This window comes from Psychrobacter sp. Pi2-52, assembly GCF_904846705.1.
Lineage (GTDB): Bacteria > Pseudomonadota > Gammaproteobacteria > Pseudomonadales > Moraxellaceae > Psychrobacter.
This window is the reverse complement of record NZ_CAJHBS010000034.1, coordinates 1-17583: the sequence shown is the minus strand read 5'-3', so window position 1 is coordinate 17583 and position 17583 is coordinate 1. Positions and strand designations below refer to the sequence as shown.

The following is a 17583-nucleotide window of genomic DNA, read 5'->3' as shown; positions in this document are numbered from 1 at the left end:
CCGATTGTACCGACGTTGACGTGTGGCTTGTTACGTTCAAACTTGGCCTTTGCCATGGGTATTTCCTCTTTTTTTGGTGAATGATCAATAAAAAGCTGTTTAATGGCTCATAATAGAATTAAATCATCATAAACCTAGCTATCAACCGCACGAACCACTGCTTAAACAATGCTCCGAACTAATTCTTGTATCCGTTATTATACGCTGACTTGTCTTAAATAGTCATACATCTCTCAATCGAAATCAACTTCTCTCTAGCTAGTAGATATAAAGCTCGATTGATTATAACCTTTCTTATAACCGTATAATTATCTTGATATGCAAGGTCGCGATATTAGCTGACCGACATCATCAAACAATCCGTAAAATCCGTTAACATATGGAACAGCAATCCAATTCCAATGATGTTAAAAGGCTTACGAAGAAAGAGTAAAGCAAAATACACTAGCATCGCATAATAAGTATGTAACGGATGAAAATTAATGCTACATCTATTTGCCTGAAATATTGGGTTTGCTACCAGATGATCTATATCAACCAACATGGTCGCAAGCAAAATCAGATATGCTTTTTTCCACTCTTTTCTAAAAAACGCAATCGCGATAAAAAGAGGAAAACCAAAGTGCAAAAAATAATGTATTAATGTCTGCATACTGACCTATTAGTTTTAGTCTTCTCTATATAAGACCATCAAAACCAATATTTATTAATATACTGACAGCACTAAAAGGCAACACCTCAGTGTCACCTTTGAATCATTGTCTACCGCACTACTGTTATATATTTCAATATTCTATAATTTCGATATCGACGCAAAGTTATATAAATAGCAAAACAAGCATAAAAGGTATAAACAATAAATGGAGCTCATATCGAGAATTGAACTCGAGACCTCTCCCTTACCAAGGGAGTGCTCTACCGCTGAGCTATATGAGCGTATATTGAAACCTTTGAGTTGCACTAAAAAAAATATCACGATGCAGCAATAATTACTGACTCTCGTGATGATTTATTGTTATGCTTTGCGATGGTGTATATATGGAGCGGGTGGCGGGAATCGAACCCGCGTCATTAGCTTGGAAGGCTAAGGTGTTACCATTATACCACACCCGCATTTACTCTTATTCAGGATAACTCTAATCGAGAGTTATGAGATATAGAGAGTATGCTTGGCGCTATGACAAACTTTAGAAAATATGGTGGTGGGGGAAGGATTCGAACCTTCGAAGCTTTCGCGACAGATTTACAGTCTGTTGGGTTTGACCGCTCCCCAACCCCACCTTAGGTTGCTTTGAACAAAAATGACTTACATTTAAGACAAATTCATAAAAAGCTACTTTAAGAGAGATGGTGCCGACTGCCGGGATCGAACTGGCGACCTACTGATTACAAGTCAGTTGCTCTACCAACTGAGCTAAGTCGGCTTGTTCTCTTAAAGTGGTGGCTATTCTATCAAATTTTTTGAGATGCGCAAGTACTTTTTCATCTTTTTTTAAATTAATTTGATATAAATATTTAAGTCACTGATTAAGCTAGTTTTTTTATAAATAAAAATATGGCAATAAATTGGCTTTTTACTATCAGCCTTTGTTTTTATCATATCACCGGCCATTTAATTAGCGAATACGCAAGCCATTACAGGCCATTTCTACCGCTTTTATCAATGCCAATGCTTTTTTATTGGTTTCACCCCATTCTTTTTCTGGTACAGAATCAGCTACGACTCCTGCTCCGGCTTGAATATGTATCTCACCACGGCGCATCACCGCAGTACGGATAGCAATAGCAGTGTCCATATTACCATTCCAACCTAAATAACCAACTGAACCACCAAATACCGTTCGACGTACTGGTTCTATCTCATCAATAATTTGCATGGCGCGGATTTTGGGTGCACCTGATAGCGTTCCAGCTGGGAAAGTGGCACAAAATACATCTAGTGCATCTTTGTCAGCTCGTATCGTACCCTCAACATTAGATGCAATATGCATCACTTGTGAGTAGCGCTCTATAAACATCTTTTCTGTAACTTTGACACTGCCATACTCGCAAACGCGGCCAAGATCATTGCGACCCAAATCAATGAGCATCAAATGCTCCGCTGTTTCTTTCTCATCATTTAGCAGCTCTTGCTCAAGCGCGAGGTCTTCAGCCTTATCTCGGCCACGTTGCCGTGTCCCTGCTAGCGGCCTTACCGTCACCTTGCCATTTTCGATACGGGATAGGATTTCAGGAGAAGCACCGATAATATCAAAGCGTTTGTGATCATCGAGTGTATAGCCATGCACCAAGAACAGATAAGGCGACGGATTAAGGTAGCGAAGCGCACGATAGACGGCTAGAGAGTCGCCTGTATAGTCCGCTGTCAAGCGCTGCGCTGGCACTACCTGCATGACGTCACCTGCGGCAATGTAATCCTTTATTTTATTGACATCGCTACAGTATTTTTCGGCACCTGTTTGCGATATAAATTTAGGCGTAGGCATTACAGGTGCGCGCAAATTGGATGGCTCTGCTAGCTTTTCTTCGATTTGTTCTAGCTCACGGATAGCTGAACTGTAGCCATCCTCAGACTGGCAATCAGCATAGACGATGATTGATAGCGTATTCTCTAAATTATCAAATACAATAATGCTCATCGAAAGCATCAGCCACATATCTGGCATCGACATTGGGTTGGGCGCATCAGATAAGCCGACACTTGGCTCAATAACACGTACCATATCGTAGCCAAAGTAACCGACTAGACCGCCACTAAAGCTCGGCATCGTCGGCACATCTTCAGCGGTTGGCATATGATATTGCGCCATCAGCTCACGTAGGTAATCAAAGGGATTCTCTACTGACTCTGTATCAATATGATCGTTTCGTTTGGTCGTCATATTGCCATCAGCGTACTGTAAAATCAGATCGCTACCCAATCCAATCATGGAGTATCGCGCCCAGCGCTCACCGCCTACCACAGACTCAAACAAATAGGCAGAGCCGTTTAGATCACGTACTTTGGAGAATACAGATACGGGAGTCTGCGCATCCATCAGACGTTTTTTTACTAGTGGTGCGTGACTAAAGCCTCTATCTCTAAAAGCTTGGTATTCTTCAAAAGTCATCATAATAGCGCTCTCTTAGCACCTTATAGGCAATAATAAAACTATAAGCTGCTCTATAAAATATAGCGCCAATATTCGCTAAAATATCGACGCTATAATGAGTCATTTGTTTAAAAAACTGTAAGCACACAAGGGCCTCTGTCAAAAATTACGACAAAGACCTAGTGTAGAGTTGAATTATGCACCGCCCATATTAAACAACCATAAGGCCAAACCGATAATTAGAATGGTCACAAATACCCATATAAACCAGCCGCCGCTCGCTTTTTTCTCTACATGACCTGCATGAGCAGGGTTGCTGATTTCTTGATCCATCGCATTATTGCCTTCGGTACCAAGATCGCGCGCCTGCCCTAAATTAGCCGTGCCTGAAAACTGTGCACTAGCTGCTTGTTTGGCTTTTAAAACTTCAGGGTCAGCTTCTTCTTGTAACTCTGTTTTTGTCGTTTTGTCGTGTTCGTCTTGGACTACTGGCTCTTCATGCACTGCTGGCTGCTCTTCTACCACTGGCACGCTATCAGTAGATGCTGCCTGTGATGGCTCTGTAGACGTCACAGCTTCTGTTTCAGTTGCTGTTTCATCTACCCCTTCTGTGGCACCTAGCGTTTCTTCTACTGGCGTAGGCGATGCCGCATCCGCGTCAGACAGTACTTCATCGATACCTGTTTCTTTGACAACTGGCTCTGTAGCAACGGCTTCTTCAGTAGCTAGCTCTTCAACAGCTGGTTCTTCAACAGCCGGTTCAACGGTTTCGTGCGCAGGGGTTACTGATTCTTCGGTCATATCTGAGCCGGCATCTACAGGTAAAGGCTCTACAGGTACCGTATCATCTGTAGCAGGCAACATTTCTTCGATGCCAGTCTCTTTGATCACTGGCTCATTAACTGTTTGCTCTATGATCGGCTCTTCTTCAATCAGAGTTTCTTTGCTCGCACTTTCTTCAACTACTTGCTCTTCGGTCACAGGCTCACTAGCAGGAGTTTCTAGCACAGTAGCCGTGTCAGCATTCTCATGTGTATCTACATCTGCTACTAACTCCTCTGTAGTCACTGGCGCTAGCGTGTCACTCTCCGACGTCGTCATAGGTGCAGCAGATGCCTGTATTTGAAAGCTAAAACTTGCAAAGCCAAGCGTATCGTCTGCTTTTAGATGACTAGATTTATTGCCCTCGATACGTTGCTCATTGATAAACGTGCCATTAGAAGAGTCTAAGTCTTTTACGTAGAGCTGACCATCTAGCACACTGAGCACCGCGTGATTGCGAGAAACCTGCTTACTACCTAGCACTACGTCGTTATCACTACCACGACCTATAGATAAGCTATCACTAACTGTCAGTGTTAGGTCACCTAGCGCTTCCGTCAGTGCATTCAGCTGCCAAGTTGTACTTGCTGCCGTATTCATACTATCTGTCTCGTTTGTCATGTTATAACTCCTTATTTTTCTATTGAGTATCCAATGATGCTAAAAATAATAACTCTAAAATATTGCTGCCAATTTATGATAAGTATTGTCGCTATTTCTTTAATAAAATTTGCTTAGTACGGTTTATTAAGTACTTTCTTCAAACACCATACAGTATTTATTTTGGTATAAAGTGAGGTTTTATAATTTTATCAAGCTTACTATACGAGATATTAAGGACAGGCATACCGTAAGCATATGGGCCGATAGAATAATGCTGGTAACGAATGCTAACGCCCGTGTCTGTTAAAGTCACATTATCGCTCAACGTAAATGGCCAGTTTTTCTCATAACTGTTCACGTCTTCGGCAACCGTTTTGACCCACACTTTATACGCATCATAGGCAAGCGCCTCAAAACGAGGTTTTTGCCCTGATATAAGCATGTCGTCAAGCGTGACTTGCTTTTTGGTACTTGGGTCAAACACTAGGTACTCGCTATAAGGCATGCCGTGTGCACCGCCCGTATAGACGTAAGAGCTAATCTCAAACAGTTCAAACTCATCGACATGACCTAGATAATTGGGCGTTACCATCAGATTATAACCCCACGACACATCATCAGGCATATCTCGGAATTGCGAGCTCACAAAGCTATCAAGAGCAGCTGTAACTTCTTTCTTGCTGGTTTTACCCTTGATAGGTGCTGACTCTGTCATCTGACTATTGACGACTAAGTTATCGATACGGGCATTGGCAATCTCATCTATCCAGTTTTGACTACTTTTGAGATATTTAACTTCAATCTCTGGACAGTTATCACGCTTGTCACATGTCTCTTGTATATTACTGGGTAGTTGATACGGTAGATATTCAGTGCTACTAAGAAAGCTTCCTGCATTTACCGACATACTAACGGCACTTAATAATAGGCTGCCAGTCAACATAGCAATTGAACGTCTCTGGCTTACCTTTATCGAAAATAGATCAGCCGATATAGATTTATCATCAGTTTGAGTCGTAGTGTGCATATGTCCTCTTTTATAAATATAAAATGTTGTTTATCATTCTACCGTAACAATTGCACTGTATTGTAGGAACACTGTTTGTGTTTTTAAGGTTCTGTTGACAATTAAATGCTTATCTCCTCGCATTTATCACATAAATAACAGACAATAAAAAAGACACGGCTAGCGTGTCTTAATCAATGAACGATATAAGCGTATAAATAAATTTAATGTTCGCGAGTGCTACTAAAAGTCACTTCTGGATAGCGGTCTTGCATTAGCTGTAGATTGACCCGTGACGGTGCAAGATACGTTAGATAACCGCCCCCATCTAATGATAATTGGTCATGGGCTTTTTTCTTGAACTTCGCCAATGCTACTTCATCATCGCAATGAACCCAGCGTACCGTAGCTATCGATACTGGCTCAAAGGTACATTGAACTTTGTACTCTTCTTTTAGACGATGCGCGACCACTTCAAACTGTAGGACACCGACTGCACCCAAAACCAAATCATTATTAATCTGCGGCATAAACACCTGCGTTGCGCCCTCTTCACTTAATTGTTGAAGACCTTTTTGCAGAGCTTTTGATTTGAGCGGATCTTTTAATACCACACGGCGGAACAATTCAGGGGCAAAATGCGGAATACCCGTAAAGCTCAACTCCTCGCCTTCAGTGAAACTGTCACCAATAGAGATGGTGCCATGGTTATGCAAACCAATGATATCACCTGGATAGGCTTCTTCTAACGCCTCACGGTCACCTGCTAAAAAGGTCAAAGCATCAGCAATACGTACGTCTTTCCCCAGACGCACATGTTTCATTTTCATACCCTTCTCGTACTTACCAGAGCACACTCGCAAGAACGCAATACGGTCACGATGACGTGGATCCATATTGGCCTGAATTTTAAAGACGAAGCCTGTAAAATCTGTCTCGGTGGCTGATACTTCACGCTCAGTAGTTGGATGGGCTTTTGGTGGCGGTGCATATTTGACCAAGGTATCAAGTACCATGTTTACCCCAAAGTTACCCAATGCTGTGCCAAACAATACTGGCGTCATCTCGCCAGCCAAAAACGCTTCAACACTGAACTCTTCTAGCGCCATCTGTACCAGCTCAAGCGACTCTTCAAAAGCGTCAAACATTAGCTGTCCTAGACGCTCACGGATATCTGGATAATCGTAGCCTTCTCGGGTCTCAGAGACCGTCATCTTGCCGCCATTACCTTTTTCGTAAAAGTAAGTTTTATTTTCGGTCAAATGATAGACGCCAATGAAGTCTTGACCCATACCGATAGGCCAAGTCACTGGGATACATTTGATTTTCAATACTGCTTCGATTTCGCTAAGCAATTCAAGCGGCTCACGAATCTGACGATCTAGCTTGTTGACGAATGAGATGATAGGCGTATCGCGCATACGACACACTTCCATCAGCTTGATGGTTCGTTCTTCGACACCTTTTGCACCATCGACCATCATCAGCGCACTATCCACTGCAGTCAAAGTACGGTAAGTATCTTCACTAAAGTCGGCGTGACCTGGGGTATCTAGTAGGTTGACCATATGGTCTTTATATGGAAACTGCATGACAGACGTCGTAATCGAGATGCCACGCTCTTGTTCCATGCTCATCCAATCTGAGGTTGCATGACGATCTGTCTTACGGCCTTTTACTTCGCCCACTACCTGAATCGCTTGACCCCATAACAGGAGTTTTTCGGTCATGGTGGTCTTACCAGCATCGGGATGCGAGATGATGGCAAAGGTGCGGCGCTTAGCAACTTCTTTGTTTAATTTCTTTGGATCTACGCTCATAATTTTCAGCTTCAACAGTTATGTGATTTAGAAGTGACTCTAAATAAATAAATAAAATAAATAATGGGCGTATTGTAGCGGATTTAGCATCAGGGTGCAGAATTAGCGTATAAAAAAACACGCCCCGTTATTTAAACGAAGCGTGTTTTTGGGCTTTTTAATTACGATCATCCTGCTTAATTAGCACGACTAATAGTCATCAATTCATCTCAATAGTAGCGTTCGATTTGCTCAGCCAAGAAGTCGCCAGCTATCTCATTGACGATTGTACAATCAACTACGTCAAAACGACTGTCTGTGTTCGGGTCGGTGCTACCTTTGGCGACATAGTTTGCCTCATAGACGTCTTTTCCATACTCAACACCGCTATATTCATAAGCAGGCTGATCATCATACTCAAAAAACATGACTTGCGCGGCTTGTTTCTGATTGCCTATGCCCACTCCGAACTGAGAGGTTCTATGATCTCTGTTGTCACTAGAGCGTTGTTTGGCTGCATCAAGCCATTCATCTATTGTAGCGTATCCGCTTTTGTTTTTCTCATTAAATGCCAAAAACCAGCGCTCACTAGTTACCACAGGGATATAACAAACTGACCCTTCAGGAAAGGCAACATTGGTCGGAATTTCAGAATAGTTGTTTAAGTCGGTAATAACACCGTATCTATTGTTCACGTTTGTACTAGCAACATAGCTGTTCGCACGCAAACCCGACAAATTGAGCGTCTTATAAGTAGTTTGATAGTCTAGCTGATTGTTGGTGTTTTTTTCATATATGGGGCGTTTGACCGTCCGATTATTAACCTCGATGTCTTTATTTTCAAGTCGACCCTCGAAGTCATCTGCCAGCACGGTTCTATCTAAATCATTCAGGCTTTGGTTGCTATAACTGTTGATGAGATTGGTTGTTTTGATCTCGCGCGCACCAGTACGATACGTTTCATCAATTCGCGCAATTGCCGTAGCATTGGCTTTGCTATCATAACTATTAGCAAAGCTTGTCAATGTAATCTTGCTACTAGCCGTCCCATAAGCGCCGTCTTCTTCCTCGCATCCTATCAAAGCGAGCGTCGTCAAAAAACAAACACTAGGTATCGCAATCCATCTATTCATCAAACAATGTCCTTATGATTCAGATTTCTATTATCTGTACTGATAATATATATGGCTCATTACCGCTATTGCACCTCTTTGACGACTGTACAATAAGCTTGTAAATCTAGAAACGAATAAAACTGTGCCCGAAATCTCATTTACAAACTAGTAGTATATATTTACTCTCTATGCACTGAGCTGCGTGAGCGATTTGTTATGCTAGGTTTAATATTAAGATTTACCACTTAAATATAAACATAAAAACTCACAACAAAGGATGTGTCATGAAATCTTTATACTCTACCAAATCTACTGTTACTGGCGGTCGCATGGGTACAGCAACCTTAAGCGATAGTGATCTTGAAATCAACATGGTACCACCAGGCTCCGGAAAAGAAGGTAATAATCCAGAACAACTTTTTGCTATGGGCTACAGCGCCTGCTTTGATAGTGCCCTTGGTGCAGTCAAACAGATGGAAAAGGCAAAATTTGACTCGACTACTTCAATAGAAGTAGATTTACTACAAGGCGAAGGCCACGAATATAAGCTTGCAGCCAAAATTCATGTCATTGGTGAAAATACAGACTTGTCAGCGGATGAGTTTCAACAGTTAGTTGAAAAAGCGCATCAAGTATGCCCATATTCTAAAGCCACACGTGGTAATATCGATGTTGAAGTCTCTTCAGAAGTAAAATAACGTATTATGAGATCCATTATCAACTAATAATGAAAAATATATTAATTATAAAAGAACCCAGTTAGTCTGGGTTCTTTTTTTGTTTGAAATCTTGGTGAAAAAGATTATCGCTACAACATCTCGTAACGGTTAAGCAGTTCGGCACACGATGATTTTATCGTTATAATAAGCGTATATATTTTTATCTAATAGCTGATAAGTGACTTTTATGACTGATGACATAGCTGACAATACCACCGATAACGACCACAACTCTCACCAAGCGCTTGACCCCAAAGCACTACCGAACTTCGATACCATGCCTAATGTGGCGCTGATGGATACCAGTCATGTAGACAAAGATCAGCCGCCTTTTATTTTGGTTGATGGTTCCTATTATCTGTTCCGCACTTATCACGCCTTGCCAAAAACCATGCAAAACTCGCAGGGTCTAATCACCAATGCGATACGCGGTACACTTAACGCATTACTCAAGCTGATGCGTCGCTATCACCCTACTCATATGGCTGTTTGCTTCGATACTAAATCACCGACTTTTCGCCATCATATGTCTGCTGATTACAAAGCTGCTCGTCCACCCATCGATATCGAGCTGGTAGAGCAGATTCCTTATATTCATCGTTTAGTCACTGCATTAGGTATTCCACTGTTGCGTATCGAGGGTGCGGAAGCTGACGATATCATCGGTACACTTGCCCATCGCGCTGTCGAGCAAGGCCATCATGTGGTCATCTCAACGGGTGATAAAGACATGATGCAGCTTGTCAATGACTGCGTGATATTGGAAGACAGCTTTACAGGTAAAGTCACGGATACACCAGCGGTAATCGATAAATTCGGTATTAACCCAAACCAAATGATCGATTTCTTAACGCTAATGGGCGATGCCTCTGACGGCATCAAAGGCGTACCTGGTATCGGTAAAAAGACCGCTAAAGACCTACTCGTTGAGTATGGTGATATCGAAAATATGCTCAAGCATATCGGCTTTATCAAAGGTCGCGGGGCGAAAGGTCTGATTGAGCATGCTGACGATATTCCTTTTAACAGAAAGCTTGCTACCATCGTCACTAACTTAGCCATCGGTCAAGATTGGAATGATCTAAAAATCAATACCGACCCTTGTGCGCATATAAATGAATTGCGTGAATTATATAATGAGCTTGAGTTTAGAAATGAGCTAGCATCGCTTGATCATCCAAATCATCCTGCCAATGGTTCGAAAAGTGTTGCTGATAGCCAAGCCGATACGGAGTCACAGGCACAAGTGGCAAAATCGCTCCAATCCACCAAGAGCGACAATATTAAAGACAGTACTGACCATGATAAAGCGTGGCACACTGTACTCGACGAGCCAGCGTTTGACAGCTTGGTCGAATTGTTAGAAGCTGCTCCGCATTTTGTCATTGATACCGAAACCACTAGCGTTCATTGGCGTGACGCACAAATTGTCGGTTTATCCTTTGCGTTACAAGCACACGAAGCCTATTACATTCCGCTTACGCATAGCCTAGAAGGTGATGATCTGATAGCCAAGCAGCTTGATCGTGATACGGTATTAGCTCGCTTAAAACCTGTACTAGAGAATCCTAATATCGGTAAAATCGGTCAGCATCTAAAGTACGATGCGCATATCCTCGCTCACTATGATATCGATCTAGTCGGCGCCATACATGAGCAGCCAAATAACTGGGCAATGGACACCATGCTTGCCAGCTACGTCATCAATGCGGCAGCCACTCGCCACGGCATGGATGATTTGGCACGCCATTATCTGCAAACGCAAACCATCAGCTTTGAAGATGTAGCAGGTAAAGGCGCTAAGCAAGTTACCTTTGACCAAGTGGCCATCGATATCGCGAGCGATTATGCTTGTGAAGATGCCGATATCACCTATCAATTATTTGACGTGTTCAGCGTTGAGCTGGCTAACGATGCTAATAATGCCAAATTGTTACACGAGCTAGAAATTCCAACGGCAGAGATACTTTGCCAAATGGAAGCGCATGGTATTTTGATTAAACGTTCATTCTTAAACGAACTATCTAAACGCTTTGATGAAGAAATTATTGCTCTAGAGAAGCGCGCCTATGAAGTGGCAGGTGAAGAGTTTAACTTAGGCTCTCCTAAGCAGCTCGGTGAGATGCTGTTTGAAAAGCTAGGCGTAGCTGGCGGTAAAAAAACCAAATCTGGTCAATACTCGACTGGTGAGGCGGTACTATCAAAAATCGATCATCCATTGGTTGACATCACCTTGGAGTATCGCGGACTGTCCAAGCTTAAGAGCACTTATACTGATGCGCTAGATAATGTCGCAGATAGCGAAACCGATCGCGTACATACTAGCTACCATCAGGCATTAACGAGCACTGGTCGTTTGTCATCGACAGATCCTAACTTGCAAAATATCCCAATTCGTACTGCGACTGGTCGCTTAATTCGTCAAGCCTTTATCGCACCAGAAGGCCGCGTGATTCTCGCAGCGGATTATTCACAAATTGAGTTGCGTCTAATGGCGCATTTCTCAGGTGATGAAAACCTAACCCATGCCTTTAACGAAGGGTTAGATATTCACGCGGCTACTGCTGCCGAAGTACTTGGTAAGGATGTCGCAGACGTCACTTCGACCGAACGTCGTAATGCTAAAGCCATTAATTTTGGTCTGTTATACGGAATGAGTGCCTTTGGACTTGCCAAGCAGCTACAGATGAGCCGCGGCGAGGCACAAGACTATATCGATATGTACTTTGAGCGTTATCCAGGCGTCAAAAACTATATGATCAATACTCGTGCCAGCGCCTATGAACAAGGTTATGTCGAAACAATATTGGGCCGTAAGCTCTATACTCCTGATATCAATCATAGTAATCGTATGGTCAAGCAAGGTGCTGAGCGCGCGGCGATTAACGCCCCACTACAAGGCTCTGCTGCCGATTTAATCAAGCTTGCTATGATTGCCGTTGATAAAGTGCTGCCAAAAGAACAAGCCAAAATGCTGCTACAGGTTCACGATGAATTGGTGTTTGAAGTAGATGCCGATAAAGTAGACGAAGTTAGCCAGCTAATTACTAATGCTATGCAAGATGTATTGACGACTACAGCAGTAGAAAAAGGCTGGAATGTAGACTTTGCAGTACCTTTATTAGTCGAGACTGATAGCGGTCAAAACTGGGATGAGGCGCACTAGACATTAACTGTCACTAACTGCCATTTTATCAAGCGTGTAAGGCACGATTATTTATATATTTTGCAGATATGAGAGTTTTTGATAACTGATACTACAATGAGTCATTATATATTGTTTATATTAACAATCACTTATGACCAGTTAGTTATATTTCATAACAGTAATATCTAGGTACGGGGTTTACAATAGGTCATCTGTTAAACACTAACTATTCGATATTTTTGCTTTAAAGTGAGCCTTTGGGCTCACTTTTTTGTTTTTAACACATTCTTTTTGATACGCAGGAGCCAGTTATTTTGAGTTCAGATGGCATCATTGAAGTCCCTGGCATTATACTTTTGATAATATGCCTATTGCGCAGTTCATAATATGTTATGAAAAGTCATGTCAAACAAATTAAGGCTTTTTGGCTAGCAGCAGTACTTATATTTGTTTCTGTCATTCGTCGAGAGTTGAACTATCTACCAGACTTACTGGTTCCAAGCGATTTTTCGATGCTTGGTCAGTCTTATGACTGGTGGGAGGACAGCGTCCTTACCGTTATCTATCTCGTCGCGCTTGGTTTGCTGGTCTATTCGAGGCATTACCTATGGGCAGTGCTAAAAAACGTGCCAGTTTCGCCCTATCTTAGCATTACTGTACTGGCTATCATTCAGTACATGGGTGAGAATGCTATTATGTTCCCGCATACATTTGGTGAAATTGTCGAAGAGCTGGCTGAGACTGCCATTTATGGTATTGCCTTGACCTATTTATGGCGATTTAAACTGGCTGACTATCAGTCATGTCTGGTTCAGAAGTTAAATTATAAGTTCGACCACGCCAATAATTAAAACTATAAGTTTTATTATTTATGTAGCGATCTGGCTATCGTACAAAGACTTAGCATAAATTTCATAAATAATTACGGCTACTCATCTTGAGTAGTCGTTTTGCGTTCTAGTCATCGTCTTACATTTTTTGAACATCCTGTCACACCTTACTACTAGTGAAAAGTTGAATAAGCGTACAAACTGAGAAGCATATTATTCATGTTACAACACGCTTTGCTCTGATAAATCAGTACGATACTTTACTTCTAATGATGGCAACATCTAATAACTACAATAAGGAATTATTCATGGAAAACTCAAAAAACCCACTACCAGAAGAGATGGATCATATTGACGACAATCGTCGTGACAACAATGACAACGTCGATAACTTAGATAACAACAATCAGGATGAACAAGACAACCAATTGGTCGATTTGGACAATCCTATACTGCATACCATTGATAACGATGATGTGATCGATAATAGTGCAGGATTTAATAACTCAGAAGTCGGTAGTGATGCGACCCAAGGACTAACACCTGCGCATCGTCAAAATATCGATGAGTCACGTGTCGATGAGATTTTGGTTCAGGACAATCTTGATGACAGTGATTATCCAGATGCGATGGATATTGTTGATAGAGAAGCGGCTGAACGTAGCAACGATGATGATTTTTAGCACTTAACATAACCGTTGATACAATGTTTAGTCATAGAAAAGCACGCTTAACTATATTAAGCGTGCTTTTTTTATTCTACTATTCAATTTACTAAAACAGCGACTCTCGACTAACTAAACCCATCCATCTAACGTGCCAGCCCAACCTTTTACTAAAGGCAAGCTCAACGCTTCAAGCAACTCAATATGTGTCTCATCAAGGTTTAATGCAGGGATATAATGATACTCTTGCCCGCCAGCATTAAGGAAGTTATCACGGTTTTCAATGGCTAACTCTTCTAGTGTCTCTAGACAATCTGCTGAAAACGCTGGACTGATTACCTGTACCGAGCGCACACCTGACTTACCCCAATCTTCCAACACCACATCGGTATATGGCTTAACCCACTCTTGCTTACCAAAGCGAGACTGGAAACTGATAATCCATTCATCTTCTGTCAGGCCAAGCTCATGTGCCACTTGTGCAGCGGTACATTTACAGCGTTTAGGATAAGGATCGCCTTTATCGGCATAAGGCTGCGGGATACCATGAAAACTAAACATCAATTTTTCAGGCTTGCCATGCTTCTCTTGAAAACGGCGAATAGAGTTGGCCAAAGCTTGAATATATAGGGGATGGGCAAAGTAGTCTTTGACAATCGTATAGTTTGGCAAGTTGCGTTGTTTTAGCGTCCACTTTGTCAGAGCATCATATACCGCACCGCCTGAAGAGGCAGAGTACTGCGGAAACAACGGCAGTATGACAAAGTGATCAACCCCTTCACCACGTAGCGCGTCCATGACATCAGGCAAACCAGGATTACCATAGCTCATCGCAGGATGCACAGAGATACGAAATGGCGCCACACTATCAGCCAAACGTGGCTCTAATAGCTCAACTTGGCTTTTTAGTATCTTACGAATCGGTGAGTCACCTTCCCAGATACTGGCGTAAGCCTTTGCTACGCGCTTAGGACGACTGGGCAAGACAAATAGATTCAGAATGATAGCCCATAGGAATTTGGGAATCTCAATCACTCGTGGGTCTGACAAAAACTGTTTGAGGTAGCGACGTACGGCAGGTGCCGTTGGCTCATCTGGTGTACCAAGATTCACTAACAAAACGGCAATACGTGGGGGCAATTTAGGTTTCATAGCAGCACTTTATTAGCAGTAAGTTATTAAGGGTAAGATCAAAATAATAAGAGACGATACTGTTAAGACACAGTTGAATGGACACCTCATTAGTGTAGCATTTTATCTATTAATGACGCGGGCTAAAAGCGCCCCTATACAATTTGATACGCAGTTGCTATTTATTAACTCTTGATTACTTGATGCTGGCAGCTTACTCGTTATTCATTTCTAGCGCACCTTCTATAAAAACTATGATCGATGCGCTCGAAAGGCGCGCTCAATGGTTGTACTCCAACGCGCATCACCATACAATAGGCAGGCCCAGTTTATAAAAACCGTGTAAGTAAAATAGCCTGTTAGCAACGTGCCATTTTGCTTTTATTTTATTGATGATTGTAGTCTTGCGAGGTAGCTTTGAACGCACGCTCTGATAATACCAGTGACCAGCATCCTAATTCACACCCTCACCCTAGTAGCTCAGCCAATACCGACAGTGCTGTAGGGTCTGTGGGTGTCGTTACGCCCCAGAATTTTCATTTTGCTGAGCCCTTAACGTTAGAATGCAACCGTACCCTGCCCTCGTTTGACTTGATGGTAGAGACTTACGGTACGCTCAATAGCGACAAATCAAATGCAATTCTGATTTGCCACGCGTTGTCAGGCAATCATCATGCAGCTGGCTTCCATAATGCTGATGACAAAAAAGCAGGCTGGTGGGACAATATGATTGGCCCTAATAAAGCGATTGATACCAATCAGTTTTATGTGGTGTGTGTCAATAATATCGGCAGCTGTTTTGGTTCAACAGGGCCTACCACTATTAACCCTGATAGCGTTGGTTCGGATAGTGTTAGTTCGGACAGCCTTGATGCAAATAGCTGCGATGAGCCGCAAGTGTATGGCCCTGATTTTCCGCTGATCACCATCAAAGACTGGGTGAAAACCCAAGCAATGCTTTCAGATCGTTTAGGCATCGACGTTTGGCACGCTATTGTCGGCGGCTCAATGGGTGGTATGCAAGCGCTACAATGGTCTGTTGACTATCCAGAGCGATTGAAGCGCTGTGTGGTTATCGCCAGTACGCCAAAGCTATCTGCTCAAAATATCGCCTTTAACGAAGTAGCGCGCCAATCTATATTATCCGATCCTGACTTTAAAGATGGTCGCTATATACAAGAAGGCACTTATCCTCGTCGCGGACTGATATTGGCGCGTATGGTTGGCCATATTACCTATTTAACTGATGACGCGATGAAAGCCAAATTTGGCCGTGATTTAAAATCAGGTAAATTCATGTATGGCTACGATGTTGAATTTCAGGTCGAAAGCTACCTACGCTATCAAGGCGAGCGCTTTAGTGAAAACTTTGATGCCAATACCTATCTGCTCATGACTAAAGCCTTAGATTACTTTGATCCGACGCGCGACTATCCAATACGCGACTACCCATCAACCGTAGCAAAAGATACTACAGAGTCGGCAGTGCAAATAGAAGACTCAATCGCGGCGTCAGTCGAATCTAGCAAAGCCAATGCACAGAGTGAATTAGAAGATGCGGTAACGACGATTGAAGATATTGAGTCTGATCGTCAGCAAGAGCTTTCTGCGCTTAAAGCTGCCTTTGCTCATACACAATGCCAATATCTGGTTGTGTCATTTACCACTGACTGGCGCTTTGCACCTGAGCGCTCACAAGAGATTGTCGATGCGCTAATGGCCACTGGCAAACCAGTCAGCTATATCAATATTGACGCGCCGCACGGACATGACTCATTCTTATTTGATATTCCTCGCTACATGGGTGCGGTTAAAGGATTTTTGACTGCGCCATTTATTACCCCTAGCCGCCCAGCCACAGGAGAGCGCTCATGAGAATGGATCACCAACTGGCAGAGCGCTGGATTGCGCCGCAAGCACACGTACTGGACTTAGGTTGTGGCAATGGCGAGCTGCTTGCCCACTTACAGCAAAAACTAGGTGTAACAGGTTACGGACTAGAGATTGATGAAGACAAAATTAATGAGGCAATTGGTAATGGCTTATCAATTGTCGAGCAGGATCTCAACGATGGTCTAGCGCGCTTTGCTGATAACAGCTTTGACACGGTCGTCATGGCACGTGCCCTACAAGCAGTAAAAGCACCTGACGAGTTGTTGCTTGATATGCTGAGAGTTGCCCGTGAAGCAGTCATTACCTTCCCTAACTTTGCACATTGGCAAAACCGTATTCATTTAGGGCTTAAAGGTATGATGCCTGTCTCTGAAGCGCTGCCTTACGAATGGTACAACACACCAAACATTCACCTATGTACTTTCAAAGATTTTGAACTGTTATGTGCGCAGCATGATATTCATATTATTAATCGTTTTGCCGTTAGCGATTCTGAAAAAGGTCATACACCTTTGATGAAGGCGTTAATTAGGCAAGCGCCTAACTTGTTAGCAGACGTCGCTATCTACCGAGTGACCAAAAAATAACCGCTAAATCATTAGCTATCTTTGTATTTTATAGACTGCTGAACAGTGCCGCATAAGTTGGTATTAACCTTAATAGATTGTTAACTTAATATAAATTTAGGGGCTGTAGTAGATAAGCACTATGCTAGACTACTTTTATGAAGATAACCCGTTGTAAACTAAGTAAAAAAGCA

The 17583-nt window shown here is 42.5% G+C and carries 12 protein-coding genes, 4 tRNA genes and 1 pseudogene; 6 read left to right on the top strand and 11 right to left on the bottom strand.

Annotated features, from left to right (window positions below; translation table 11 throughout):
• Positions 1–334 precede the first annotated feature (334 nt).
• The 10 genes from JMY00_RS13000 to JMY00_RS12955 all read right to left on the bottom strand — a co-directional run bounded on the left by JMY00_RS13000 (position 335) and on the right by JMY00_RS12955 (position 8455).
• Entirely contained in the window at positions 335–652 is a 318-nt protein-coding gene (locus tag JMY00_RS13000) for a DUF6122 family protein (protein WP_227673252.1), read from the bottom strand.
• A gap of 209 nt (positions 653–861) precedes the next feature.
• Positions 862–936: transfer RNA gene (locus JMY00_RS12995), tRNA-Thr, on the bottom strand.
• Between the two features lie 103 nt (positions 937–1039).
• Positions 1040–1113: transfer RNA gene (locus tag JMY00_RS12990), tRNA-Gly, on the bottom strand.
• An 84-nt stretch (positions 1114–1197) separates the two neighbouring features.
• A tRNA-Tyr gene (locus JMY00_RS12985) sits at positions 1198–1281 on the bottom strand.
• A gap of 67 nt (positions 1282–1348) precedes the next feature.
• Positions 1349–1424 (bottom strand) — tRNA-Thr (locus tag JMY00_RS12980).
• 192 nt (positions 1425–1616) lie between these two features.
• A complete protein-coding gene (trpE, locus tag JMY00_RS12975) occupies positions 1617–3113 on the bottom strand; it encodes an anthranilate synthase component I (RefSeq protein ID WP_201580458.1) in 1497 nt (498 codons plus the stop codon).
• 174 nt (positions 3114–3287) lie between these two features.
• On the bottom strand, positions 3288–4535 hold the full coding sequence (locus tag JMY00_RS12970; RefSeq protein WP_201580457.1) for an FHA domain-containing protein: 1248 nt from the start codon (positions 4533–4535) through the stop codon (positions 3288–3290).
• A gap of 157 nt (positions 4536–4692) precedes the next feature.
• Positions 4693–5544 carry an RsiV family protein gene (locus tag JMY00_RS12965; RefSeq protein WP_201580456.1) on the bottom strand — a complete coding sequence of 284 codons (852 nt, stop codon included), beginning with the start codon at positions 5542–5544 and terminating at the stop codon, positions 4693–4695.
• A gap of 203 nt (positions 5545–5747) precedes the next feature.
• Positions 5748–7343: a peptide chain release factor 3 gene (locus JMY00_RS12960; RefSeq protein WP_201580455.1), complete on the bottom strand. Its 1596-nt coding sequence runs from the start codon at positions 7341–7343 to the stop codon at positions 5748–5750.
• 209 nt (positions 7344–7552) lie between these two features.
• Positions 7553–8455, bottom strand: a complete 903-nt coding sequence (locus tag JMY00_RS12955) for a hypothetical protein (RefSeq protein WP_201580454.1) — start codon at positions 8453–8455, stop codon at positions 7553–7555.
• A 266-nt stretch (positions 8456–8721) separates the two neighbouring features.
• On the opposite strand from JMY00_RS12955, the gene JMY00_RS12950 reads away from it, so the two are divergent.
• From JMY00_RS12950 to JMY00_RS12935, 4 genes are all read left to right on the top strand, one after another.
• Positions 8722–9135, top strand: a complete 414-nt coding sequence (locus tag JMY00_RS12950) for an organic hydroperoxide resistance protein (protein WP_102094625.1) — start codon at positions 8722–8724, stop codon at positions 9133–9135.
• A gap of 208 nt (positions 9136–9343) precedes the next feature.
• A complete protein-coding gene (gene polA, locus JMY00_RS12945) occupies positions 9344–12322 on the top strand; it encodes a DNA polymerase I (RefSeq protein ID WP_201580453.1) in 2979 nt (992 codons plus the stop codon).
• Positions 12323–12696: 374 nt separating this feature from the next.
• Positions 12697–13155: a hypothetical protein gene (locus tag JMY00_RS12940; RefSeq protein WP_240990759.1), complete on the top strand. Its 459-nt coding sequence runs from the start codon at positions 12697–12699 to the stop codon at positions 13153–13155.
• Between the two features lie 287 nt (positions 13156–13442).
• Positions 13443–13817 (top strand): hypothetical protein, encoded by a 375-nt coding sequence (locus tag JMY00_RS12935; protein ID WP_201580452.1) that lies wholly within the window; start codon positions 13443–13445, stop codon positions 13815–13817.
• Between the two features lie 114 nt (positions 13818–13931).
• On the opposite strand, the gene hemH is transcribed toward JMY00_RS12935, so the two are convergent.
• On the bottom strand, positions 13932–14951 hold the full coding sequence (gene hemH, locus JMY00_RS12930) for a ferrochelatase (protein WP_201580451.1): 1020 nt from the start codon (positions 14949–14951) through the stop codon (positions 13932–13934).
• Between the two features lie 489 nt (positions 14952–15440).
• On the opposite strand from hemH, the pseudogene JMY00_RS12925 reads away from it, so the two are divergent.
• A pseudogene (locus JMY00_RS12925) lies at positions 15441–16769 on the top strand (homoserine O-acetyltransferase); the annotation flags it as partial.
• A gap of 32 nt (positions 16770–16801) precedes the next feature.
• Positions 16802–17410 (top strand): methionine biosynthesis protein MetW, encoded by a 609-nt coding sequence (metW, locus tag JMY00_RS12920; protein WP_057758464.1) that lies wholly within the window; start codon positions 16802–16804, stop codon positions 17408–17410.
• The last annotated feature ends 173 nt before the right edge of the window (positions 17411–17583 follow it).